Source organism: Salinivibrio proteolyticus (assembly GCF_001996165.1).
In the GTDB taxonomy this organism is placed as follows: Bacteria; Pseudomonadota; Gammaproteobacteria; order Enterobacterales; family Vibrionaceae; genus Salinivibrio; species Salinivibrio proteolyticus.
In genome coordinates, this window is sequence record NZ_MUFP01000020.1 from 1 (window position 1) to 25,024 (window position 25,024).

Below are 25,024 nucleotides of genomic sequence, written 5' to 3' on the forward strand. Positions count from 1 at the left end.
GCGTGGTCAAGTACTGGCGAAGCCTGGTTCAATCACCCCGCACACCAAGTTCGAGTCAGAAGTAGTTCAATCACCCCGCACACCAAGTTCGAGTCAGAAGTATACGTACTGTCTAAAGACGAAGGCGGCCGTCATACTCCGTTCTTCAAAGGCTACCGTCCACAGTTCTACTTCCGTACAACTGACGTGACCGGTACTATCGAACTGCCAGAAGGCGTTGAGATGGTAATGCCTGGTGACAACATCAAGATGGTTGTTACCCTGATCGCGCCAATCGCGATGGACGAAGGTCTACGTTTCGCTATCCGTGAAGGTGGCCGTACCGTAGGCGCTGGTGTTGTTGCCAACATCGTTGAATAATGATTTGACGAAACACTAGTAAAAAGGGCATCATTTGATGCCCTTTTTCTGCGTTTGACACTTATATTGTTGCTATTTTGCCCAGTTTTAGTGAACAAATGCAGCGTGTTGGTGCTCGTATTGATACCCTTAGGTGTGATAAATACGAGCACCGCGTGTCATTGCCAAGGCATTACGGTGTTTTGGCTGCAAAGACATTGCCGTCTATGTAGACTTGTTACAGGTAGAATGTATGAAAGCGAACGCTGAGACCCAATCCGGTTCGATGGACATCCTTAAATGGGGTGTTGTTTTTGTCCTGTTGGCCGCAGCCGTGGTAGGGAATAGCCTGTACAGTGACGTGTCTGTGGTAGTGCGAGCTGCTGCTGTAGTGGTGTTAGTTGCCGCTGCGGGTGGTATTGCTGCACTCACGATGAAAGGAAAAGCTGCGATCACGTTTGCACGCGAATCGCGTATGGAAGTGCGTAAAGTTGTATGGCCTACGCGTCAAGAGACCTTACAAACCACTCTCATCGTTCTGGCTGTTACTGTCGTTATGGCGCTCATCCTGTGGGGCATTGACGGGATTATGGTCCGTCTAGTCCGCCTAATCACTGGCGTGTGAGGTAAAAGTACATGAGCGAAGCTCCCAAAAAACGTTGGTATGTGGTTCAGGCTTTCTCTGGTTTTGAAAGCCGTGTTGCGCAGTCATTGCGTGAACATATCAAAATGCACGAAATGGAAGATCACTTTGGTGAAGTCTTGGTGCCAACCGAAGAAGTGGTTGAAATGCGTCAAGGCCAGCGCCGTAAAAGTGAGCGTAAATTCTTCCCAGGCTACGTGCTAGTACAAATGGTGATGAACGATGAATCTTGGCACTTGGTACGTAGTGTTCCTCGTGTAATGGGCTTCATCGGTGGCACCTCAGATCGTCCTGCGCCGATTTCAGACAAAGAAGCCGATGCGATTCTCAATCGTCTTGAAAAAGCGAGTGAGTCACCCGTACACAAAACCGTCTTTGAAGCCGGTGAAGTGGTTCGCGTTACCGAAGGACCCTTTGCAGACTTTAACGGTGTGGTTGAAGAAGTGGACTATGACAAGAACCGCCTTAAGGTGTCTGTGTCTATCTTTGGCCGTGCAACCCCTGTTGAGCTTGAGTTTGGCCAGGTAGAAAAAACCTGATCAAAAAAGCATCATCAACGGTTGGCAAGGGCGCGAAATTTGACTATAATTTCGCGCCCTTTTGTTAAACGGGGAGTCTATCGTCAGGTAGACGTTAGTACCCAAAATTAGGTAATTGAATAATGGCAAAGAAAGTAGAAGCTTACATCAAGCTGCAAGTTGCAGCGGGTGCAGCTAACCCATCGCCACCGGTTGGTCCTGCTCTAGGTCAACACGGTGTGAACATCATGGAATTCTGTAAAGCGTTTAACGCGAAGACCGAATCTATCGAGAAAGGTCTGCCGATTCCTGTTGTTATCACTGTATACAACGATCGTTCTTTCACTTTCGTTACTAAGACTCCGCCAGCGGCAGTTCTTCTTAAGAAAGCAGCAGGCGTTAAGTCTGGTTCAGGTCGTCCAAACACTGAAAAAGTGGGTACCGTGACTGACGCTCAGATCCAAGAGATCGCAGAAACCAAAGCGGCAGACATGACCGGTGCGGACATCGAAGCGATGAAACGCTCTATTGCGGGTACTGCCCGTTCAATGGGCCTGAACGTAGAGGGTTAAGACAATGGCTAAAATGACTAAGCGCATGCGCGTAATCCGCGAAAAAGTTGATGTGACCAAAGAGTACGACATCAACGAAGCCGTTGCTCTACTGAAGGAACTGGCGACTGCTAAATTTGTTGAAAGCGTTGACGTTGCTGTCAACCTTGGCATCGATGCACGTAAATCAGACCAGAACGTTCGTGGCGCAACTGTACTGCCACACGGTACTGGCCGTGATATCCGTGTTGCTGTGTTCACACAAGGTGCGAACGCTGAAGCTGCGAAAGAAGCGGGTGCCGACATCGTTGGTATGGAAGACCTGGCTGAGCAAGTGAAGAAAGGCGAAATGAACTTTGACGTCGTTGTCGCTTCACCAGACGCTATGCGCGTTGTTGGCCAACTGGGTACTATCCTAGGTCCTCGCGGCCTGATGCCAAACCCGAAAGTGGGTACTGTAACGCCTAACGTTGCTGAAGCGGTTAAGAACGCGAAAGCAGGTCAGGTTCGTTACCGTAACGACAAGAACGGCATCGTTCACACCACCATCGGTAAAGTAGACTTTGACGCGAACAGCCTGAAAGAAAACCTGGAAGCGCTGTTGGTTGCACTGAAGAAGGCGAAGCCAACTTCAGCAAAAGGTACTTTCATTAAGAAAGTTAGCCTGTCTACCACCATGGGCGCAGGTGTTGCTCTGGACCAGAACACTCTGGAAACCAGCGCAAGCTAATTGCCAGAAGCGAGTGAGTAGTTTATACTCTCTCGCTTCACAATTTTATGGCTGAGTCTGTTTAACAGACTTCGTCCAAGACCGTAGGCGTTCATTACGAACTTAATATTTCCTACGTAGACGGTGCCAGAACATGATAGATTTCTCGTCTTTCTTGGATCTGCACCGTACAAGCTCTCTCTGCAAAGCTGTAGAGAGTGGTGTTAAACAATCCAGGAGCAAATCCAAATGGCTTTAAACCTTCAAGACAAAAAAGCAATTGTTGCTGAAGTCAACGAAGCTGCCAGTGGTGCCCTGTCTGCAGTAGTTGCTGATTCTCGCGGTGTAACCGTGGATGCGATGACTTCTCTACGTAAACAAGCGCGTGAAGCGGGCGTTTTCATGAAAGTTGTTCGTAATACACTGGCTCGCCGTGCAGTTGAAGGCACTGACTACGAGTGTCTAAAAGACACTTTCGTTGGTCCAACTCTGATTGCGTTTTCTAACGAGCACCCTGGTGCCGCTGCGCGTCTTTTCAAAGACTTCGCAAAAGAGAACAAAGAGTTTGAGATCAAGTCTGCTGCATTCGAAGGTGCGATCACTGACCCAGAGGTATTGGCAACACTGCCAACGTACGACGAAGCAATTGCACGCCTGATGATGGGTCTGAAAGAAGCATCTGCAGGCAAGCTGGTTCGTACTATTGCCGCTGTTCGCGACCAAAAAGAAGCGGCGTAATTGCCCTTTTACATTGGTTGCTTAATCTAATTATTGTTGACTTTAAAGAGAATTGTTATGTCTATCACTAACGAGCAAATCCTAGACGCAATTGCAGACATGTCTGTAATGCAAGTTGTTGAGCTAATCGAAGCAATGGAAGAAAAATTCGGCGTATCAGCTGCAGCAGCAGTTGTTGCTGGTGGTGCTGCTGATGGCGGTGCTGCTGAAGAGCAAACCGAATTTGACGTAATCCTGAAAGAAGCTGGTGCGAACAAAGTAGCAGTTATCAAAGCGGTTCGTGGCGCAACTGGTCTAGGCCTGAAAGAAGCGAAAGCTCTGGTTGACGGCGCTCCTGCACCTCTGAAAGAAGGTGTTGAGAAAGAAGAAGCTGAAGCGCTTAAAGCTCAGCTAGAAGAAGCTGGTGCTTCTGTTGAAGTTAAGTAATTTATACTTAATTTCTTAGCCTGAAAGGGCATTGGCTGGTGGCTAAATAGCCACCGGCCTTTTTGCGCTGTAGGGCGGTAGTGAAATTTCCACCCCGTTTTATCACTGCTGACCATGCAAAAAAATCAAAGCAAGCGCTTTGATTTTCCTACACTAAACGGTGGTTGTTTAGTCACTGTCCCTTGTACTGGACAGTTTGGGTCACTTATCAGCGAGCTGAGGAACCCTATGGTTTACTCTTATACCGAGAAAAAGCGTATCCGTAAGGATTTTGGTAAGCGTCCTCAAGTTCTGGACGTGCCATACTTGCTGTCGATCCAGCTTGAATCTTTTGAGAAGTTTATCGAGCAGGATCCAGAAGGGCAATACGGTCTTGAAGCTGCCTTTCGCTCTGTCTTTCCAATTCAGAGCTACAACGGCAATTCCGAGCTGCAATACGTTAGCTATCGTCTCGGTGAGCCAGTTTTCGATGTCAAAGAATGCCAAATTCGCGGCGTAACCTATTCGGCACCACTACGCGTGAAACTGCGCTTGGTGATGTTTGATAAAGATGCCCCGGCTGGTACCGTTAAAGACATCAAAGAACAAGAAGTCTATATGGGCGAAATTCCGCTCATGACTGAAAATGGTACCTTTGTCATCAATGGTACTGAGAGGGTTATCGTATCCCAGCTGCACCGTAGTCCGGGCGTCTTTTTCGACAGCGATAAGGGTAAAACCCATTCCTCAGGAAAAGTGCTATATAACGCACGCGTGATCCCATACCGTGGTTCATGGTTGGATTTCGAATTTGATCCTAAGGATATCGTTTACGTTCGTATCGACCGTCGTCGTAAGCTGCCTGCATCGATTATTCTGCGTGCGCTGGAATATACAACGGAAGAGATCCTGGATCTGTTCTTCGATAAAGTTGTCTTTGAAGTCAAAGGTAAAGCGCTAGTCATGGAACTGGTGCCTGATCGCCTACGTGGCGAAACAGCCAGCTTTGACATTGAAGCCAACGGCACCGTTTATGTTGAACAGGGTCGCCGTATTACCGCTCGCCACATCCGTCAGTTGGCGAAAGATAACGTCGATCACATCGAAGTGCCGGTTGAGTACATCGCAGGCAAGATTTCTGCACGTGATTACGTTAACCAAGACACAGGCGAAGTGATTGTCTCGGCTAACCAAGAGTTAAGCCTGGAGACACTGGCGCAATTGTCGCAAGCGGGTCACAAGAAAATCGAAACCCTGTTCACCAACGACTTGGATCATGGTCCGTACATGTCAGATACCTTGCGTATCGACAACACCACGGATCGTTTGACTGCGTTGGTTGAAATCTATCGCATGATGCGCCCAGGCGAGCCACCAACAAAAGAAGCGGCAGAGCAATTGTTCGAAAGCCTCTTCTTCTCTGAAGATCGTTACGATCTATCAGCGGTGGGCCGTATGAAGTTCAACAGCTCATTAGGGCGTGATGAACTAACCGGTCCTGGCGTACTGAGCAAAGAAGACATCATTGAAGTGATGCGTAAACTGATCGATATCCGTAACGGTATCGGTGAAGTGGACGACATCGACCACCTAGGTAACCGTCGTATTCGTTCGGTTGGCGAAATGGCCGAGAACCAATTCCGTGTTGGTTTGGTACGTGTTGAGCGTGCGGTTAAAGAGCGTCTGAGCCTGGGTGACCTTGACAATGTGATGCCACAAGACTTGATCAACGCTAAGCCAATTTCGGCCGCGGTGAAAGAGTTCTTTGGTTCATCTCAGTTGTCACAATTTATGGACCAAAACAACCCGTTGTCTGAGGTCACGCACAAGCGTCGTATCTCTGCATTGGGTCCAGGTGGTTTGACGCGTGAGCGTGCCGGCTTTGAAGTTCGAGACGTACACGCGACGCACTACGGTCGTCTCTGTCCGATCGAAACCCCTGAAGGTCCGAACATCGGTCTGATTAACTCACTGTCAGCGTTTGCGCGTTGTAACCCTTACGGCTTCTTGGAAACCCCATACCGTAAAGTGGTTGACGGTAAAGTGACCGATCAAATCGATTACCTGTCAGCGATTGAAGAAGGCCACTACGTGATTGCGCAGGCGAACGCCGCGCTGAACGAAGATGGCTCGTTCACTGATGAACTGATCACTGCGCGTGAGAAAGGGGAATCAGGTCTGCACCCACGTGACCATGTTCAGTACATGGACGTTGCAACCAACCAGGTTGTATCGGTGGCAGCCTCTTTGATCCCATTCCTTGAGCATGACGATGCGAACCGTGCCTTGATGGGTGCGAACATGCAACGTCAGGCCGTTCCAACATTGCGTGCGCAAAAGCCGCTGGTTGGTACGGGTATCGAGCGTAATGTGGCGGTTGACTCAGGTGTCACCGCGGTTGCGAAACGTGGCGGTATCATCCAGTCAGTCGATGCTTCGCGCATCGTACTGAAAGTGAATGAAGATGAACTGGTACCTGGCGAAGCGGGTATCGACATCTACAACCTGACTAAGTACACCCGTTCTAACCAGAACACCTGTATTAACCAGCGTCCAACTGTGATGCCGGGCCACCAAGTGGCAAAAGGTGACGTACTGGCTGACGGCCCATCGACTGACTTGGGCGAGCTAGCACTGGGTCAGAACATGCGTATCGCGTTCATGCCGTGGAACGGTTATAACTTTGAGGATTCCATCCTTATTTCTGAGCGCGTCGCGCAGGAAGACCGTTTAACCACTATCCACATTCAAGAGCTTTCTTGTGTGGCGCGTGATACCAAGTTGGGCAGCGAAGAAATCACCGCGGATATTCCAAACGTGGGTGAAGCAGCGCTATCGAAACTGGATGAGTCAGGGGTTGTGTATATCGGTGCCGAAGTGAAAGGCGGCGATATCATGGTCGGCAAAGTGACGCCAAAAGGCGAAACGCAACTGACACCAGAAGAGAAACTGCTGCGTGCAATCTTCGGCGAAAAAGCCTCTGACGTGAAAGACTCGTCACTGCGTGTGCCGAACGGTGTATCAGGTACGGTTATCGATGTACAAGTCTTTACTCGCGATGGCGTAGAAAAAGACAAGCGTGCACTCGAAATCGAAGAGATGCAGCTGAAAGAAGCGAAGAAAGACCTGACCGAGGAGTTCTCTATCCTTGAAGGTGGTCTGCTAGCGCGTGTTCGTTCACTGCTTTCTCAAGCCGGTTATACCGACAACCAGTTAGACGGCATGGATCGTAAGACCATGTTGACACAAACACTGGATGATGAAGCACAGCAAACCCAGCTAGAGCAGCTGGCTGAGCAATACGACGAAATTAAAGCCGAGTTCGATAAGAAGTTCGAAACCAAGCGCCGTAAGATCACTCAAGGTGATGATTTGGCTCCTGGCGTACTGAAGATCGTTAAAGTCTACTTGGCTGTTAAACGTCGCATCCAGCCAGGTGACAAGATGGCCGGTCGTCACGGTAACAAAGGTGTAATCTCGAAGATTAACCCAGTTGAAGACATGCCTTACGACGAAAACGGTGTTCCTGTGGATCTGGTACTTAACCCGCTGGGTGTACCTTCACGTATGAACATTGGTCAGATCCTAGAAACACACATGGGTCTGGCGGCGAAAGGTATCGGTGACAAGATCAACCGCATGCTCAAAGAGCAGCAAGAGCTGGCGAAATTCCGCGAGTTCCTGCAGAAGGTCTATAGTCTGGGCGATACCCGTCAGAAAGTGGACATCAGTAAACTGACTGACGACGAAGTTCGCACCTTGGTGAACAACCTACGTGACGGTCTTCCAACGGCATCGCCTGTCTTTGACGGTGCACCAGAGCCGTTGATCAAAGAGCTACTTAAACTGGGTGATCTGCCAGAGTCAGGTCAGCTAGCGCTTTATGATGGCCGCACGGGTGAGAAGTTTGAGCGTCCAGTAACCGTGGGTTACATGTACATGCTGAAACTGAACCACTTGGTTGATGACAAGATGCACGCCCGTTCAACTGGCTCGTACAGCCTTGTAACTCAGCAGCCGCTGGGTGGTAAGGCACAGTTCGGTGGTCAGCGATTCGGTGAGATGGAAGTATGGGCACTGGAAGCATACGGTGCTGCCTATACCCTACAAGAAATGCTCACCGTGAAGTCGGATGACGTTAATGGCCGTACCAAGATGTATAAGAACATCGTGGATGGCGACCATCGTATGGAGCCGGGCATGCCGGAATCTTTCAACGTATTGCTGAAAGAAATCCGCTCGTTGGGTATCAACATCGAGCTGGAAGACGAGTAAGCCGCTGGCTGACTCTCTCCGGTAAGAATATGAAGGCGCTGCCTGTCAGCGCCTTTATGGGTCAACTCCTCACAGGAGCCGATTGTGAAAGACTTACTTAAGTTTCTGAAAGCACAGCATAAGACCGAAGAATTTGATTCGATCAAAATCGGTCTAGCCTCACCAGACATGATCCGTTCATGGTCGTTTGGTGAAGTGAAAAAGCCAGAAACCATCAACTACCGTACCTTTAAGCCTGAGCGTGACGGTTTGTTCTGTGCACGTATCTTCGGCCCGGTCAAAGACTACGAATGTCTTTGTGGTAAATACAAGCGCCTGAAGCACCGTGGCGTCATTTGTGAAAAATGTGGCGTTGAAGTTACTCAGACCAAAGTGCGCCGTGAGCGTATGGGTCACATTGAGCTGGCTTCACCTGTTGCCCACATTTGGTTCCTGAAGTCGCTACCATCACGCATTGGTTTGCTGATGGACATGCCGCTACGTGACATCGAGCGTGTGCTTTACTTTGAATCCTACGTGGTGATTGAGCCAGGTATGACCAACCTTGAGCGTGGTCAGATGCTGTCTGAAGAGCAGTACTTGGACGCGTTGGAAGAGTGGGGCGACGAATTTGATGCGCGCATGGGCGCAGAAGCAGTGAAAGCACTGCTGGCGAACATGGATCTGTCAGTTGAGACAGAGCAAATGCGTGAAGAGTTGGAAGAAACCAACTCTGAAACCAAACGTAAGAAGATCACTAAGCGTTTGAAGCTGGTGGAAGCCTTCTTGCAATCAGGTAACAACCCTGAGTGGATGATCCTGACTGTGCTGCCTGTGTTGCCGCCAGACTTGCGTCCATTGGTACCGTTGGACGGTGGTCGTTTTGCGACCTCGGATCTGAACGACCTTTACCGTCGTGTGATCAACCGTAACAACCGTTTGAAGCGCCTGCTTGATCTTGCTGCACCAGACATCATTGTGCGTAACGAAAAACGCATGCTGCAAGAGTCTGTGGATGCCCTGCTTGATAACGGTCGTCGTGGTCGTGCCATCACTGGCTCGAACAAGCGTCCGCTTAAATCGCTGGCTGACATGATCAAAGGTAAGCAGGGTCGTTTCCGTCAGAACCTGCTGGGTAAACGTGTTGACTACTCTGGCCGTTCGGTAATCACCGTGGGTCCATACTTGCGTCTGCATCAGTGTGGTCTGCCAAAGAAAATGGCACTAGAGCTGTTTAAACCGTTTATCTACGGCAAGCTTGAGACTCGTGGTCTAGCGACCACCATCAAAGCGGCCAAGAAGATGGTTGAGCGCGAAGAAGCCGTGGTATGGGATATCTTGGATGAAGTCATCCGTGAACACCCTGTCTTGCTAAACCGTGCACCAACACTTCACCGTTTGGGTATCCAAGCGTTTGAGCCTGTGCTTATCGAAGGTAAAGCGATTCAGCTACACCCATTGGTGTGTGCGGCCTATAACGCCGACTTCGATGGTGACCAGATGGCTGTTCACGTACCGCTGACGCTGGAAGCCCAGCTCGAAGCGCGTGCGTTGATGATGTCGACCAACAACATCCTATCGCCAGCATCCGGTGATCCTATCATCGTACCGTCTCAGGACGTGGTACTGGGTCTTTACTACATGACCCGTGAGAAGGTGAACGGCAAAGGCGAAGGTATGTACTTGGCTGGCCCAGGCGAAGCCGAAAAGGTTTACCGTACTGGCCATGCTGAACTGCATACGCGCGTAAAAGTGCGTATCAAGCAAGTTGATATCGATGAGATGGGCGCTCGTACCGAGAAAGTATCACTGGTTGATACCACCGTCGGTCGTGCCATGCTGTGGACCATCGTGCCGGAAGGCCTGCCATTTGAATTGGTTAACCAGCCGCTGGGTAAAAAGCAAATCTCTAACTTGCTCAACACCTGTTACCGTAAGCTGGGTCTGAAAGACACAGTTATTTTTGCTGACCAAATCATGTACACCGGTTTTGCCTACGCGGCACTGTCGGGCACCTCTGTCGGTATCGACGACATGGTGATCCCACAAGCCAAGTACGACTTGATCGAAGCAGCAGAAGCAGAAGTTGCGGAAATCCAAGAGCAGTTCCAATCTGGTCTGGTTACCGCAGGCGAACGTTACAACAAAGTGATCGATATCTGGGCTGCAGCGAACGAACAAGTTGCAAAAGCCATGATGGATAACCTGTCTAACGAGACAGTGATTAACCGTGACGGCGAAGAAGAAACCCAGAAGTCGTTCAACAGTGTTTACATGATGGCCGACTCAGGCGCACGTGGTTCTGCGGCACAGATTCGTCAGCTAGCCGGTATGCGTGGTCTGATGGCGAAGCCAGATGGTTCTATCATCGAAACGCCAATCACGGCGAACTTCCGCGAAGGTCTGAACGTTCTTCAGTACTTTATCTCTACGCACGGTGCGCGTAAGGGGCTTGCGGATACCGCATTGAAGACAGCGAACTCAGGTTACCTGACTCGTCGTCTGGTTGACGTCGCCCAAGACGTGGTCGTGACCGAAACCGATTGTGGCACCGAAGGCGGTATCCACATGATGGCGGTTATCGAAGGCGGTGACGTGAAAGAAGCACTGCGTGAGCGTGTGTTGGGTCGTGTCGTGGCTGAAGACGTGCTGAAACCGGGTACTGACGAGGTGCTTGCACCACGTAACACCCTGTTGGATGAGAAGTGGTGTGACATTCTTGAGCAGCACTCTGTCGATAAGGTAAAAGTACGCTCTGTCGTAACCTGTGAAACTGACTTCGGTTGTTGTGCACACTGTTACGGTCGTGACTTGGCGCGTGGTCACTTGGTGAATCACGGTGAGTCTGTGGGCGTTATCGCGGCACAGTCTATCGGTGAGCCAGGTACACAGCTGACCATGCGTACGTTCCACATCGGTGGTGCGGCATCGCGTGCGGCGGCAGAAAACAACATCCAGGTGAAGAACAAAGGTTCTATGCACCTGCACAATGTGAAATCGGTGACCAACAGCGACGGTAAGCTAGTGATTACCTCGCGTGCGTCAGAGATGACCATTGTTGATGAGTTCGGTCGTACGAAAGAAAGCTACAAAGTGCCTTACGGTGCCTTGCTGAGCAAGAAAGATGGTGAAGCGGTTGAAGCTGGCGACGTTGTTGCTAACTGGGATCCGCACACCATGCCAATCATCACCGAAGTAGAAGGTAGCGTTCGCTTCGTAGACATGATTGATGGCGTCACCATGCAGCGTCAAACTGATGAACTGACTGGTCTGTCTTCTATCGTGGTCATGGATGCCTCTGAGCGCCCATCATCCGGTAAAGATAAGCGTCCTGCAGTGAAACTGGTTGATGCGCAAGGCAATGACATGATGATCCCAGGCACTGATATGCCGGTTCAATACTTCTTGCCAGGTAACGCAATTGTTCAGCTGGATGACGGCACGAACGTTGGCATTGGTGACACCTTGGCGCGTATCCCGCAAGAAAGCGGCGGTACCAAGGATATCACCGGTGGTCTGCCACGCGTTGCTGACCTGTTCGAAGCGCGTAAGCCAAAAGAGCCAGCTATCTTGGCGGAGATCACAGGTACTGTTTCCTTCGGTAAAGAAACCAAAGGTAAACGTCGCCTGATCATCACCCCAGAAGAAGGCCAAGCCTACGAAGAGATGATTCCAAAATGGCGTCAGCTCAACGTATTCGAAGGTGAAAAAGTCGAGAAAGGTGATGTGATCGCGGATGGTCCAGAATCAGCGCACGACATCTTGCGTCTGCGTGGTGTTCACGCAGTGGCTGAGTACATCACCAACGAAGTTCAAGACGTTTACCGTCTGCAAGGCGTTAAGATCAACGATAAGCACATCGAGACCATCGTGCGTCAGATGCTGCGTAAGGTGACCATTAAGTCTGCGGGTGATACCGACTTCTTGGAAGGCGAGCAAGTGGAATACTCACGCGTGACCATTGCTAACCGTGAACTTGAAGCGGAAGGCAAGCGTCCAGCGACCTATGGTCGTGACCTGCTGGGTATCACTAAAGCTTCGTTGGCGACTGAGTCATTCATCTCAGCGGCATCGTTCCAGGAAACCACGCGCGTGCTGACAGAAGCAGCCGTAGCGGGTAAACGTGATGACTTACGTGGTCTGAAAGAGAACGTGATTGTGGGTCGTTTGATCCCAGCCGGTACTGGCTTCGCGTATCATAAAGATCGCCAAGCCAAACGTGCTGAGCCTGAACAGCCTGTTGCACCACAGATTGATGCTGAGCAAGCCTCACAAGATCTGGCAGCACTGTTGAATGCAGGACTGAACGACGACAATTAAGTGATTGTCTTGCACCATTGAAAAGGCACCTCCTCGGAGGTGCCTTTTGTTTTTCTGCCCTAGTGCGCAAAAAAAACGCCGCCAAGAGGCGACGGATTCGGTGCTTATTCTTAGGCGCCCGGCGGGTAGGCTAAGCTGTCTGCAATGACACGAATCAGCGTGTCTTCTAACTCGAAACGTTGTTCCAGCAGCTCGCCGACCGATGAGATGTCTTCATCAAAGTCGGGGAAGTGATAGTCCTCATCATCCCAATCAAGCTCACTAAACTTGTCGTTGAAATCGAGCAGGGGATCCGTGGTGTCAACAATACGGAAATACAAGTTATCGGTTTCTTGTGTTGCCGAAAAGCCGGTAGACTGCCATCGCTCCATGACCATGTTATAAATCTTAAAATGTCCCGTGGAGATGTAATCGACCAAGTGATCGCAGAAGCGGTCAATTTCTTCTTTGCTCGGCAGATTCTGCTTCTTTTTTACCGCGACACCTGCCACGTTGTAGTATTCAACCAGCAGCTGACGACGTAACTCGAGCCAGTAATCGATGACGTCATCGTAACCGCTCCATTGTGCTTTAGTACGTTCAAGTTTTTTCAGCATGATCGGCGTCCTCGTGATCGATCAGCGAATGGGTGGCACTATATACGGCCAACTTAAAATTAACGGGCTGCTCAATCCTTTGCATCACGTTATGAAGTTAGATTGCCAGTATTCAAGTATAGCTGCAAGGCTAAGGAAGTGACCATGTCTCAGAATCAACAAGCCGTCTATTTGTGCGCGATTGTCGACGGAAAACTCTGGCTCCCTCAGGGAACATTGCCTTTGTTACCCCTATCAGAATTGCCGTTTACGGTGCGGACGACGATCACCGTTGGTCATTATCAACACATCCCAGTGGTGGGGGCATGGAATTGTAACACCATGCTACCGAGTGATGAGATGGCGGGCTTGAGAGCGCTATTATCGGATTTACCAGCTGACTTATTTGCGCTAGTGGGACGAGTGGTTCAGCTTGATGTGATGCAAAAGCAGCAAGCATTTTGCGGTCGCTGTGGCCACCGTGCGGCATTGGATACACAGTCGGTGGCGATGTGGTGCGCCGTCTGTCAGCGTCATGATTATCCGCGTGTCTCGCCTTGTGTGATCGTGGCGGTACGCGATGATAAGCGACTACTGCTGGCACAGCATCCACGGCATAAAACCGGTATGTATACCGTGATTGCCGGATTCGTTGAGCCCGGTGAAACGCTCGAACAGTGCGTGGCGCGCGAGGTCAAAGAGGAAACGGGGATTGAGGTGAAAGATATCCGTTATATGGATAGCCAGCCGTGGGCCTTTCCTTCCAATGTTATGATGGGCTTTTTGGCCGACTATGCAGGCGGTCAGCTACGGCCAGATTATGAGGAATTGACGGATGCACAATGGTTTGACTGCCAATCACTCCCGCCAGTCGCACCTCAAGGGACCATTGCGCGGCGCTTGATTGACGCAAGCTGCACACTCGCGCAGGAATAAAAAAACCCGGCCGTAGGGAAGCCGGGGTAAGATGCGAACATAATTGTCTTTCGCAGACCTATTGTCGTTATGCGTTGGTTGTATCATGTGGTGAGAAAAGCAGCAATCATCGCCCACCCTTAGGATGACAGTTTTATGATCCTGTTAACAAAGGTTGGCTTTTGTTGCGACTCGACAGTGATACAATGACGCCTCTTTTCGCTCACAGGCTTTAACACAATGACTGAACTGAAAAACGATCGCTATTTACGCGCTTTACTCAAACAGCCAGTGGATTGCACCCCCGTGTGGATGATGCGTCAAGCTGGTCGCTATCTGCCAGAATACCGCGAAGTACGTGCGCAAGCCGGTGATTTTCTGTCATTGTGTAAAAATGCAGAGCTGGCGTGTGAAGTGACTTTACAACCATTACGCCGCTTTGATCTCGATGCCGCTATCCTGTTCTCCGACATTTTGACCATTCCCGATGCGATGGGACTGGGCTTGTATTTTGAGACCGGAGAGGGGCCGAAGTTTGCGCGCCCGATTACCTGTAAGGCGGACGTCGATAAAATTGGCATTCCCGATCCTGAAGGCGAGCTGCAATATGTGATGAATGCTGTACGCACCATTCGTCGCGGATTGAACGGAGACGTTCCCTTGATTGGTTTTTCCGGCAGCCCTTGGACGCTCGCTACCTACATGGTCGAAGGAGGCAGTTCGAAAGCTTTTACCAAGCTCAAGAAGATGATGTATGCCGAGCCACAAACCCTGCATGCATTACTCGATAAGCTTGCCGATAGCGTGACCAGCTATTTGAATGCGCAAATCAAAGCGGGCGCCCAATCGGTGATGATTTTTGATACTTGGGGTGGGGTATTAACCCCGCGCGATTATCATGACTTCTCTCTCCAATACATGCATAAAATCGTGGATGGCCTGATCCGTGAGAATGAAGGCCGTCGTGTCCCGGTGACCTTGTTTACTAAAAACGGCGGAATGTGGCTTGAGAAAATCGCGGCGACCGGTTGTGATGGCGTGGGGTTAGATTGGACAATCGATATTGCTGATGCAAAAGCACGGATTGGCGATAAAGTGGCCCTGCAAGGTAATATGGATCCGTCCATGCTCTATGCCCAGCCCGATCGTATCCGTCAAGAGGTTGCGACTATCCTAGAAGGATTTGGCGAAGGGACGGGTCATGTCTTTAATCTCGGCCACGGGATCCACCTCGATGTCCCGCCGGAAAACGCTGGTGTGTTTGTCAATGCGGTACATGAGCTTTCCCGTCCGTATCACGACTAAGCTAGCACGCTCGCCAATGGCGAGCGTTTTTTTACCTCGGTGCAGTGAACAACGCCTGTTGGATCTGCGCTTGCAAGGCTGGCACTACCTGTTCTTCAAACCATGGGTTACGACGGAGCCATAATGTATTTCTGGGCGAGGGGTGAGGTAGCACAAAAGTGTGCGGTGCCCACTGCTGCCAGTGTTTGACGGTTTCGGTCAATGTTTTGGGCTTATTGGCTAAATAATACTGCTGTGCATACTGGCCAATCAGCAAGGTGACAGACACCTGAGAGAGATGCGTTTTGATTGCCTTGTGCCACACAGGCGCACAAATGCGGGCAGGTGGTAGATCGCCCGATTTACCTTTGCCCGGATAGCATAGCCCCATCGGCATAATGGCAAATAAGTCAGGCTGATAGAATTGCTCGCGCGTGACCCCCAGCCATTCTCGTAAGCGGTCGCCACTGGGATCATTAAAGGGCAGGCCACTCTCATGGACGCGTCTACCGGGTGCTTGGCCGATAATCAGTACCCGCGCATCCGTACTGGCTTGGATCACGGGACGAGGTCCATCAGGTAGCCAATGTCGGCATAATCGGCATGCTTGCGCTGCGGATAACGCTGTCTCCAAATCCGAAAACGTCATCTAGTACCCTTTATCAAAATCGACGTGGTGGAACAAAGGCTCGCCAGCATGCCAGCGCCGATAGTTATCCGTAAACAGCTTAAAGACCTGATCGGGGAAGCTAACGGCAGCAATATGCGGTGTCACTGTCACCTTGGGGTGTGTCCAAAACGGATGCGACTCGGGCAGGGGCTCCTGTTGCATCACATCCAAGACCGCGCCGCGAAGCTGCTTCGCCTCCAGTGCGTGGATCAGGGCGGGCTCATCCACGGTGGCACCGCGCCCGACGTTAATAAAGAAAAGATCCTGCGCATGCTGCCAAAACGCCGCATTCAGGCATTGGTGTGTTTTGTCTGTGGCGGGCAAGGTGCTAACTAACACATCAACCTCATGCAACCGTTGCTGCAATTCGGGCAGTGTCATGGTGTGATCAAACGCCTCGACAGGCCGGCCGGTTTGGTTGGTGCCCAGTACCGTCATGCCAAACGCGTGAGCGACGGTCGCGATATGCTGGCCAATCGCTCCTGTGCCTAAAATGGCGAGCGTTTGTCCATGCAATGACTGATAGGGCTGAGGCTGCCAGTGACACTGCGCTTGCTGTTTGGCGTACTGACTAATATGGCGAGTATTCGTCAGTAGGTGTCCGAAAACATATTCGGCCATCAAGGGGCCAAAAATACCGCGCACATTAGTGAGCTGATAGTGGCGGAACGGCGCCTGAATCAGCGCATCGGTCCCAGCGAAGGTGGATTGCAACCAGCGCAACGCGTTGGCATGAGGCAGCTTTGACGCGGCAAGCGGTGGGTCAGCTAGCCAGATCGTGGCCTCTGCTGCGTTATGGGTGAGGGCGAGATCGGGGAGTTGGGCCGCTGCCAGTAATTGATGGTAGGTCGCAGCATGCTCACTGATCACATAAACTTTATCCACAAAGGCTCCTTTTTATGGGACGGTGAATCAAGTACACTTGCACCCAATTTACCGACGGACAATTGTCCCCCGTTATTTAAGATCAATTGGCTATGTTAAGAAACCCCTTACAACTGCGTTTGGAAAAATGTGAGACTTGGCAGCACGTCAGTTTTATGGCTGCGCTGGTGGAGCGTATGTACCCTAACTATGCCCTTTACTGTGCGCAAACTGAATTTGCCGACCCTCAAGCGTTTCGCAATATTCTTGATGCAGTGTGGGAATCACAAACAGTGAAAGGGGCCAAAATTGACTTTGAGCGACAGCTAGAAAAGCTGGAACCATTGATCCCTGCGCTCACCGATGACGCGATTTACCTCACTTATCCAGCCATTGATGCCTGCGCGGCATTATCACACCTTCTTCACGCGTTGCTTGACCGTGATGAAATGCTGACCATTACGCTGAAAGTGAGCCAGCAGTCGGTGATGAGCGTCGCGCAACTCGAAGAAGCACAAACCGGCGATGCAGTCACCGATGAAAACCAGAAGGCGAATGAAGCTGTGTGTGACGAATGGGACGCGCAGTGGGCGATTTTCCGGGTACTGAAAAGTGCGGAAACCCGCGACGTTGAGATGCTGAAAGGCATTCGCCAAGAGTTACGCGAGGCGGGTGTGAGCAACTTAGGATTAAGTCTCTGAACGGTGGAAAATGAGATAAAAAAGGCGGCTTCGGCCGCCTTTTGTGTTTAGGTTATCCCGATGATTCATCCGATTGACGCTGTACCGGCGGTTCATCGTCGTCTTGGCTCTCAATCATCTTATGCTGCTTTTTCCATGACTCCCAACGCTGGTAGGCCAATTGCTGCATATCGGTGACAGTATCCGCTTCATCAATGATCTCGCGGCCGGTTAAGTACTCGAAAATATCTTCCAGCGTGATAATCCCTTGCACCGTCCCGTACTCGTCCACGATCATCGCCAATTGCGCGCGACGGATCATTAAGATATCGAACGCTTGTAATACGCTATTGCCAGGTAAAATCACCGCGAGTGGACGCATAAGATCACCCAAGGTGGTACGCCGAGCCCCGCGTGTCTTGGCGGCATAGATATCGGATTTGTGGACAAAACCTAAAATATCATCACGCTGTTCGCCATAAATCAATGGACGCGAGAAGGGACAATCACTGTGCTCGGTTAAAAAGGTATCTACACTCATCTCCGCCGGGACACGAAAGAGCACCGGGCGTGGGGTCATCAACTGCGTGGCAGGGAGCTCACGTAGTTTCAACATATTGTTGAGCATCTGGGTTTCATCTTCACCCATTTCACCACTTTCTGAGGCGAGCAGCGCCATGGCCGAGATTTCATCACGCAGTTTGACATGGGTCGCGTCAGAGCTCAGACGTTTGGTTATTTGCTCAGACACCCACACAAAGGGGGTTAGGCCCCATACCATCCACTTCAATACAATCGCCGCCCCTGGCGCCAATTGCGGCCAGAAGTTGGCACCAATGGTTTTCGGGATAATCTCGGAGAGCAATAAAATGGCCAGTGTGAGTATTGCGGAGAATACGCCAACCCATGCATCACCGAACACATTGGCTGCTTGTGCCCCTGCGCCTGCTGCCCCCACGGTGTGCGCAATGGTGTTTAAGGTAAGGATCGAAGCCAGAGGCCGGTCGATATTATCTTTTAAGGCGGTTAGTTTTGCCGCGGCTGGGTGTTCTTGCTGACGGAGATTCGCCAAATAGCTTGGCGTAATACTCAATAGAATTGCTTCAAGCACAGAACAAATGAACGATACACCAATAGATAATGAGATAAATAGGACAAGAGTCAGCATATATTCCCGAGTATGAAAGCCAGTCGTCCCCTTAAAGATCAGGCCAGTGGCGGGCTTTTACAACCATTCAAATGAGAAAAAGCGCAACAAATTGTGAGATCGCGCTCAGTTTGTGGTTAAAGAGCCTCCATATAGTCTCACCAAGCGCCACAAACCTTTGCCAGTCGGGCTTCTTTTGAATTAGAGTGAGCTCGTCTCTAAAAAAACCTAGAAGGGAAGACATAATGAACAAGACCCAACTGATCGACCTGATCGCTGAAAAAGCCGACCTTTCAAAAGCGCAAGCAAAAGCAGCACTGGAAGCGACTTTGGGCGGAATTGAAGGTGCCCTAAAAGAAGGCGAGCAGGTGCAACTGATTGGCTTCGGTACGTTTAAAGTAAACCACCGTGCAGCGCGCACGGGTCGTAACCCACAGACGGGTCAAGAGATCCAAATTTCAGCGGCTAACGTGCCAGCCTTTGTGGCAGGTAAAGCACTGAAAGACGCGGTTAAGTAAGCGTCAATCGTCATTATCGCCATAGCCTCTGCTATGGCGTTTTTGTCTCTGGGTGACGCAAAATGCGAAGAGTATGGGCGTTATCGCTGATCATACTGCTCACGGCCTGTGGCCGTGGCGAACCCCCTAAGCCTGTCACACGGGTAACAGCCTCCGTTGTTGGTGACCACAGTGCGGTCTATTGGCTCGATAGCCAACAGGGGCGCCCAATCAGCTTGTCAGAGCATGTTTGGCAAGGGGATTACGGCGAGTATCGCGGCGAATATGTGTGGCGAGATGGCCAGTTACGCGCTTTAAAGCGTGAAGGTAAACAGCTCGCAGACAATACGCGTGTCCCTTTTTCTCTCCACGTCCGTTTTGATGCCAGTGGCGAACCTGTATTTCAACGCTATCGCCAAGATGGCGCGATTATTCCCCTCGACAGTGCTGCGTTAACGCGCCTCTATCAAGAGTCCAATCAGATCCTCGACCAAGCCCAAGGCCAAATCGCGCGCAATGTGTCTGTCTTGCAGGGACAGCGAATAGGTGAATATTGGGTAGATTGCCGTGGCGATCGGCAGCGTTGGGTCTTTGATGATGCGATCCCGCCCGTGGTGGTACGCAAGCTGCTCCAGCCGGGTACCTTTGTAATTGGCGCTGGGAATCCCGGTATTGGCAAAGATACCATCGATGCCTTGGTTTTGGTGCGCCGTGAAAAGGCGTGCTTAACCCGTCCTCAGCTATTGGCAGAATAAAAAATGCGCCCAGAGGACGCATTGTGGCATGGTGTGACGGTCACTGATTCGCTTATGATGTGACGTTCTCGCGTGCGATGGCGCGATGGGCAATATCACGGCGGTAAAAGCAGCCCGGCCATTGGATCATGGCAGCCAGCGTATCAGCCCCTTGTTTTGCCGTGGTCACATTCTCACCTAATGCGGTAGCACAGAGTACACGCCCGCCAGCGGTCACGATATCGCCGTCTTTTAGTGCTGTCCCTGCGTGAAACACTTTGGCGGTCTCGCTATCGGTGGGTAACCCAGAGATACGATCCCCTTTGCGATAGTCACCCGGATAGCCACCAGCGGCTAAGACCACGCCCACGGCTGCACGCGGATCCCAGTGAGACTCGACCTTATCAAGGCGTCCTTGCGTGCCTGCCAAGCAAAGCTCAACCAAGTCAGATTGCAAGCGCATCATAATCGGTTGGGTTTCCGGATCGCCAAAGCGACAGTTAAACTCAATCACTTTTGGCGTCCCATCGGCACTGATCATCAAGCCAGCGTATAGAAAGCCCGTATACGGCACACCATCGGCGCGCATGCCTTCTACTGTTGGCATGATTACCTCGTCCATCACACGTTGATGGATTGCATCGGTGACCACAGGCGCAGGCGAGTATGCACCCATACCGCCGGTATTAAGGCCGGTATCGCCTTCTCCGACCCGTTTGTGGTCTTGGCTGGTGGCCATTGGGAGTACATGCTCACCATCGACCATGACGATAAAGCTTGCTTCTTCACCTTGCAGAAATTCCTCGATGACCACGCGGTGACCGGCTTCACCAAACGCATTGCCCGAGAGCATATCGCGCACTGCCTCGGTGGCTTCTTGTTCGGTCATCGCGACAATGACCCCTTTTCCAGCAGCAAGGCCGTCGGCTTTGACCACAATGGGCGCGCCTTTTTCCTCGATGTAGGCTAATGCGGGCTCTACCGTCGAAAAGGTTTGGTAGTCAGCGGTGGGAATGCCATGTCGCGCTAAAAAGTCTTTACTGAAGGCTTTCGAACCTTCAAGTTGTGCCGCTGCTTGGGTAGGACCAAAGATGGTCAAGCCGTGCTCACGGAAGGCATCGACCACACCTAACACCAAGGGGGCTTCAGGACCCACGATGGTTAAGTCAATCTGTTGCTCACGGGCAAAGGCCAGTAACCCTTCAACGTCATCAGCCGCGATCGCAATATTACTCAACTTGGTTTCATGCGCGGTGCCGGCGTTTCCCGGCGCACAATACACTATCTCAACATTGGATGATTGGGCGGCTTTCCACGCCAGCGCATGTTCGCGGCCACCGCCACCAATAACTAATACCTTCATGTGTTCTCCTTCATCGCCCACTTAGTGGCGGAAATGGCGCATACCGGTAAAGACCATCGCCATGCCATGCTCATTGGCGGCGGCAATCACTTCTTCATCACGCATCGAGCCACCCGGCTGGATAACGCAGGTGATCCCAGCTTTTGCCGCAGCATCAATGCCGTCACGGAAAGGGAAGAAGGCATCGGAGGCCATCACGCTACCGGCCACTTCGAGCTGCTCATCGGCCGCTTTAATGCCGGCTATCTTCGCCGAGTAGACGCGGCTCATTTGGCCGGCACCCACGCCGATGGTCATGCTGTCTTTGGCATACACAATCGCGTTTGATTTCACGTATTTTGCCACTTTCCAGCAAAATAGCGCATCGTTTAGCTCTTTGTCTGTGGGCTGACGCTCAGTGACAATACGCAAATCGTCTAAACCGACCATGCCTTGGTCGCGGGCTTGGACTAACAAGCCACCATTGACGCGCTTGCTATCCCAACCTGTGGTGCGTGCTTGCCATTGGCCACACTCGAGAAGGCGTACGTTTTTCTTTGCCGCAACCACCGCTTTGGCGGCCTCACTGACGCGCGGTGCGATGATCACTTCAACAAATTGACGTTCGACAATGGCTTGTGCTGTGTCGCTGTCCAGTTCACGGTTAAAGGCAATAATGCCACCAAATGCTGAGGTAGGATCGGTTTGATAAGCACGTTGATAGGCGCTGAGTAAGTCTTCACCGATGGCAACGCCACACGGATTGGCGTGTTTTACAATCACGCAAGCAGGCTGTTCAAACTCTTTCACGCACTCTAATGCCGCATCGGTGTCAGCGATATTGTTATAAGACAGCGCCTTGCCTTGTAGTTGGGTGGCCGTCGCCACCGAGGCCTCTTGCGGTTGGGCTTCAGTATAAAAGGCACCCGCCTGATGGCTGTTCTCGCCATAGCGCATGTCTTGCTTTTTGACCCAATGTTGCGTCAGGGTGCGCGGGAACGGCGAATCTTGGCTCTCTTCGGCGTGATGGTAGGCGGGGACTTGGGTGCCAAAGTAATTCGCAATCATGGCATCGTAGGCCGCGGTGTGCTCAAACGCGGCAATGGCTAAATCAAAGCGCGTGGCATGTGTTAAAGACAGCTGGTGCTGATCCATCTCGGTCAGCACGCGATCATAGTCTTGGCTGTTCACCACAATGGTGACGTCGGCATGGTTTTTCGCTGCTGAGCGCACCATGGTTGGGCCGCCGATATCGATATTCTCGATGGCTTGCTCGCGTGTGCAATCTGGGTTGGCAACGGTTTGTGCGAACGGGTAGAGGTTCACTACTACCATATCAATCGGTGCGATCTGATGGCTTTCCATCACCGCATCGTCTTGACCGCGTCGGCCCAAAATGCCGCCGTGAATTTTGGGGTGGAGGGTTTTCACGCGGCCATCCATCATTTCTGGGAAGCCGGTATGCTCGGAGACTTCGGTGACCGCAAGGCCGTTTTCTGCGAGTAAACGGGCAGTACCGCCGGTCGATAGCAGTTCGACACCGCGTTGGGCGAGTGCTTGGGCAAACTCGACCACACCGGTTTTATCAGACACGCTGAGTAACGCGCGACGAATAGGACGCAGATTTTCCATGGCTTAGTTCTCTTCACTGACAGATTGAATGCTTATCAAAGCCCATCGTGTCTATCAACACGGATAAGCTTTATTAAACCGTCAAGTGTCAAAGCGGCGACATTCTATCTGATTTTGTTTGCGCAATCGATTGCTATTTGCTGATGGCGACATTTTTATTGTTTTTACACTTCAGTTTTTTCTGGTTCGCATGCAATGCTGGTCATAAGGTCGCGGCTTTGCTACAAAAAGAAGGATCAATCGCATTACGATAGAGGAGCGGTGATGACCAAGTTGCTGCAAATAGGTGAGCTTGCCAAGCACTGTGGTGTCTCCACCGATACGCTGCGTTTTTATGAAAAGTCAGGCTTGCTAGCACCGAGTGCGCGCACAGAGGGTGGATACCGGCTTTATGCTGATGATGCCATCAGCCAAGTGATGTTCATTTTACGCGGCAAAGAAATGGGGTTATCGCTTGATGAAATTCACGAGCTGTCCGACATTCGCGAAGAAGCGACGTTACACACCTGTGCAGAAGTAAAAGGGATCACCCAGCGGCGCCTGAATGAGGTCTCAGAGAAGATAGCCGCGCTTGAGCGGGTCAAGCATGCACTGACACGTTTAAATGCCGCCTGTTGCGGTATGGACGACGATGACGCGACCCATTGCTCGATATTAGAAACCCTGGCGGACAGCGAAGATTCCAACTCATGCTGTTAAGGGAAGCTGCGTTGCACCATCAGAGAAAACAAAAACGGGCTAACCGATTGACGGCTAGCCCGTTTTATAACAGCCAAACTAATGATTGATTAGTTCATGCCGTATTTTTTCAGTTTCTTACGCAATGTACCGCGGTTGATGCCCATCATGGTGGCTGCGCGGGTTTGGTTACCGCGGGTGTATTGCATGATGGTATCCAGCAGTGGCTGCTCAACTTCTGCGAGGACAAGCTCATACAGATCGTTGACTTCCTGGCCATTCAATTGCGCTAGGTAGTTCTTCAGGGATGCTTTTACAGAGTCACGAAGTGGCTTTTGCGTAATTTGATCTTGTGAAGTTACAGTCGTTACTGTCAATGCTTCGGAAGTCAGGTTTTGTTCGAACATATTCTGTCAGCTCTTCTCGTATTTATGCAACGTTGTCGAAGTAGCCTTGCAGCGCATCGATCTGCTGTTGTGCATCTTCGATTGCGTTGAAGGTTCGGCGAAAATCGCCAATTTGATCATGCTCTTTCAGGTACCAACCCACGTGCTTACGGGCGATACGTAATCCTTTGAGCTCCCCATAAAAGTGATGGAGCTCTTGAACATGACCCAACAAAATCGTCCTAACCTCTTCTAGTGAAGGGGCAGGCAGGTACTCACCAGTGGTGAGATAGTGGTGGATTTCGCGAAAAATCCACGGGCGTCCTTGAGCAGGACGACCAATCATCAATGCATCAGCACCTGTGTAATCCAGCACATAACGTGCTTTTTCCGGAGAATCAATGTCGCCATTGGCAATCACTGGGATCGACACAGCCGCTTTGGCTGCTTTAATGCTGTCGTACTCTGCTTCCCCTTTGTACATACAGGCGCGCGTGCGGCCATGCAGGGCAAGGGCTTGGATACCACAATCTTCCGCCATCCGGGCGATCTCTACACAGTTCTTATTGTCCGGGTCCCAACCTGTACGGGTTTTCAATGTCACCGGCACATCCACCGCGTTTACCGTGGCTTTGAGGATTTGCTCAATGAGGTCCGGTCGCGTTAGCAAGGCAGAGCCAGCTAACTTCTTATTGACCTTTTTCACTGGGCAACCCATGTTGATGTCGATGACTTGTGCCCCGTTTTCGACACAAAAGCGGGCCGCCTCGGCCATTAGCTCTGGCTCGGCACCGGCGATCTGAACCGAACGAAGGCCAGACTCGTCAATATGAACCATGCGCTTTTGCGATTTGTTCGTTCGCCATAAGGCTGGATTAGACGACATCATTTCGCTGACAGCCATGCCTGCGCCGTGCGCAAGACATAACTCACGAAAAGGTCGGTCCGTGACACCTGCCATTGGGGCAACGATCAACGGGACATCCAGGTTATAAGGTCCGATACGCAAAAGCTCTAAATCCTCTGTCAGCCGCTCTGAGTCAGCAAGGGCGCGCATTTTACGCATTTTTGACGCGTCTGAAAAGGACAATATTTGAGCATTGATGGCTTGATTTTTACAGCACTTTTTGTATCAGTCGCGTT

General features: G+C 51.2%; 23 protein-coding genes. 15 read left to right on the forward strand and 8 right to left on the reverse strand.

Features of this window, described 5'->3' with window-relative positions:
* The 9 genes from BZJ19_RS13965 to rpoC form a co-directional block, all read left to right on the forward strand.
* Nucleotides 1-360: EF-Tu C-terminal domain-related protein (locus BZJ19_RS13965; RefSeq protein ID WP_235608244.1), on the forward strand; the 360-nt coding region annotated here is incomplete at its 5' end.
* 232 nt (nt 361-592) lie between these two features.
* Nucleotides 593-964 (forward strand): preprotein translocase subunit SecE, encoded by a 372-nt coding sequence (gene secE / locus BZJ19_RS13970; protein WP_077676088.1) that lies wholly within the window; start codon nt 593-595, stop codon nt 962-964.
* Nucleotides 965-975: 11 nt separating this feature from the next.
* Nucleotides 976-1,521, forward strand: coding sequence for a transcription termination/antitermination protein NusG (gene nusG, locus BZJ19_RS13975; RefSeq protein WP_069587003.1), 546 nt, complete (start codon nt 976-978; stop codon nt 1,519-1,521).
* A gap of 122 nt (nt 1,522-1,643) precedes the next feature.
* Complete coding sequence (rplK, locus tag BZJ19_RS13980; protein ID WP_069587002.1) at nt 1,644-2,072, forward strand: 50S ribosomal protein L11; 429 nt, start codon at nt 1,644-1,646, stop codon at nt 2,070-2,072.
* Nucleotides 2,073-2,076: 4 nt separating this feature from the next.
* Nucleotides 2,077-2,781 (forward strand): 50S ribosomal protein L1, encoded by a 705-nt coding sequence (gene rplA / locus BZJ19_RS13985; protein ID WP_069587001.1) that lies wholly within the window; start codon nt 2,077-2,079, stop codon nt 2,779-2,781.
* Nucleotides 2,782-3,009: 228 nt separating this feature from the next.
* Nucleotides 3,010-3,498: a 50S ribosomal protein L10 gene (gene rplJ, locus BZJ19_RS13990; protein WP_069587000.1), complete on the forward strand. Its 489-nt coding sequence runs from the start codon at nt 3,010-3,012 to the stop codon at nt 3,496-3,498.
* Between the two features lie 57 nt (nt 3,499-3,555).
* Complete coding sequence (rplL, locus tag BZJ19_RS13995; RefSeq protein WP_077676089.1) at nt 3,556-3,924, forward strand: 50S ribosomal protein L7/L12; 369 nt, start codon at nt 3,556-3,558, stop codon at nt 3,922-3,924.
* Nucleotides 3,925-4,152: 228 nt separating this feature from the next.
* Nucleotides 4,153-8,178, forward strand: coding sequence for a DNA-directed RNA polymerase subunit beta (rpoB, locus tag BZJ19_RS14000; protein WP_077663323.1), 4,026 nt, complete (start codon nt 4,153-4,155; stop codon nt 8,176-8,178).
* Nucleotides 8,179-8,262: 84 nt separating this feature from the next.
* Nucleotides 8,263-12,477 carry a DNA-directed RNA polymerase subunit beta' gene (gene rpoC / locus BZJ19_RS14005; RefSeq protein WP_077676090.1) on the forward strand — a complete coding sequence of 1,405 codons (4,215 nt, stop codon included), beginning with the start codon at nt 8,263-8,265 and terminating at the stop codon, nt 12,475-12,477.
* 110 nt (nt 12,478-12,587) lie between these two features.
* On the opposite strand, the gene BZJ19_RS14010 is transcribed toward rpoC, so the two are convergent.
* Nucleotides 12,588-13,073 (reverse strand): Rsd/AlgQ family anti-sigma factor, encoded by a 486-nt coding sequence (locus tag BZJ19_RS14010; RefSeq protein WP_077676091.1) that lies wholly within the window; start codon nt 13,071-13,073, stop codon nt 12,588-12,590.
* Nucleotides 13,074-13,217: 144 nt separating this feature from the next.
* Between BZJ19_RS14010 and nudC the strand changes: the two genes are divergently transcribed.
* Both nudC and hemE read left to right on the forward strand, forming a co-directional pair.
* Nucleotides 13,218-13,988, forward strand: coding sequence for an NAD(+) diphosphatase (gene nudC / locus BZJ19_RS14015; RefSeq protein ID WP_077676092.1), 771 nt, complete (start codon nt 13,218-13,220; stop codon nt 13,986-13,988).
* Nucleotides 13,989-14,207: 219 nt separating this feature from the next.
* A complete protein-coding gene (gene hemE, locus BZJ19_RS14020; protein ID WP_077676093.1) occupies nt 14,208-15,272 on the forward strand; it encodes a uroporphyrinogen decarboxylase in 1,065 nt (354 codons plus the stop codon).
* Nucleotides 15,273-15,303: 31 nt separating this feature from the next.
* Here hemE and BZJ19_RS14025 read toward each other — a convergent pair whose 3' ends face one another.
* Together BZJ19_RS14025 and BZJ19_RS14030 are read right to left on the reverse strand one after the other, a co-directional pair.
* On the reverse strand, nt 15,304-15,900 hold the full coding sequence (locus tag BZJ19_RS14025) for a uracil-DNA glycosylase family protein (RefSeq protein ID WP_077676094.1): 597 nt from the start codon (nt 15,898-15,900) through the stop codon (nt 15,304-15,306).
* Nucleotides 15,901-16,806, reverse strand: coding sequence for a D-2-hydroxyacid dehydrogenase (locus BZJ19_RS14030; protein ID WP_077676095.1), 906 nt, complete (start codon nt 16,804-16,806; stop codon nt 15,901-15,903).
* Nucleotides 16,807-16,898: 92 nt separating this feature from the next.
* Between BZJ19_RS14030 and BZJ19_RS14035 the strand changes: the two genes are divergently transcribed.
* Nucleotides 16,899-17,486 (forward strand): YjaG family protein, encoded by a 588-nt coding sequence (locus tag BZJ19_RS14035; RefSeq protein ID WP_077676096.1) that lies wholly within the window; start codon nt 16,899-16,901, stop codon nt 17,484-17,486.
* Nucleotides 17,487-17,538: 52 nt separating this feature from the next.
* On the opposite strand, the gene BZJ19_RS14040 is transcribed toward BZJ19_RS14035, so the two are convergent.
* Nucleotides 17,539-18,633: a CNNM domain-containing protein gene (locus tag BZJ19_RS14040; RefSeq protein ID WP_077676097.1), complete on the reverse strand. Its 1,095-nt coding sequence runs from the start codon at nt 18,631-18,633 to the stop codon at nt 17,539-17,541.
* A 224-nt stretch (nt 18,634-18,857) separates the two neighbouring features.
* Between BZJ19_RS14040 and hupA the strand changes: the two genes are divergently transcribed.
* The gene (hupA, locus tag BZJ19_RS14045; protein ID WP_069586989.1) at nt 18,858-19,130 is read left to right on the forward strand and encodes a nucleoid-associated protein HU-alpha; all 273 of its coding nucleotides are present in this window, start codon (nt 18,858-18,860) and stop codon (nt 19,128-19,130) included.
* Nucleotides 19,131-19,192: 62 nt separating this feature from the next.
* Nucleotides 19,193-19,864 carry a DUF1481 domain-containing protein gene (locus BZJ19_RS14050; RefSeq protein ID WP_077676098.1) on the forward strand — a complete coding sequence of 224 codons (672 nt, stop codon included), beginning with the start codon at nt 19,193-19,195 and terminating at the stop codon, nt 19,862-19,864.
* 52 nt (nt 19,865-19,916) lie between these two features.
* On the opposite strand, the gene purD is transcribed toward BZJ19_RS14050, so the two are convergent.
* Together purD and purH are read right to left on the reverse strand one after the other, a co-directional pair.
* Nucleotides 19,917-21,206, reverse strand: a complete 1,290-nt coding sequence (gene purD, locus BZJ19_RS14055; RefSeq protein WP_077676099.1) for a phosphoribosylamine--glycine ligase — start codon at nt 21,204-21,206, stop codon at nt 19,917-19,919.
* A 21-nt stretch (nt 21,207-21,227) separates the two neighbouring features.
* Nucleotides 21,228-22,817: a bifunctional phosphoribosylaminoimidazolecarboxamide formyltransferase/IMP cyclohydrolase gene (purH, locus tag BZJ19_RS14060; RefSeq protein ID WP_077676100.1), complete on the reverse strand. Its 1,590-nt coding sequence runs from the start codon at nt 22,815-22,817 to the stop codon at nt 21,228-21,230.
* Nucleotides 22,818-23,090: 273 nt separating this feature from the next.
* Here purH and zntR point away from each other — a divergent pair, with 273 nt between their 5' ends.
* Nucleotides 23,091-23,516: a Zn(2+)-responsive transcriptional regulator gene (gene zntR / locus BZJ19_RS14065; RefSeq protein WP_394329759.1), complete on the forward strand. Its 426-nt coding sequence runs from the start codon at nt 23,091-23,093 to the stop codon at nt 23,514-23,516.
* A gap of 89 nt (nt 23,517-23,605) precedes the next feature.
* Here the strand turns inward: zntR and fis are convergent, their stop codons facing one another.
* Both fis and dusB read right to left on the reverse strand, forming a co-directional pair.
* On the reverse strand, nt 23,606-23,902 hold the full coding sequence (fis, locus tag BZJ19_RS14070) for a DNA-binding transcriptional regulator Fis (RefSeq protein WP_002542007.1): 297 nt from the start codon (nt 23,900-23,902) through the stop codon (nt 23,606-23,608).
* Between the two features lie 22 nt (nt 23,903-23,924).
* Complete coding sequence (dusB, locus tag BZJ19_RS14075; RefSeq protein ID WP_069587013.1) at nt 23,925-24,890, reverse strand: tRNA dihydrouridine synthase DusB; 966 nt, start codon at nt 24,888-24,890, stop codon at nt 23,925-23,927.
* Between the last annotated feature and the right edge of the window lie 134 nt (nt 24,891-25,024).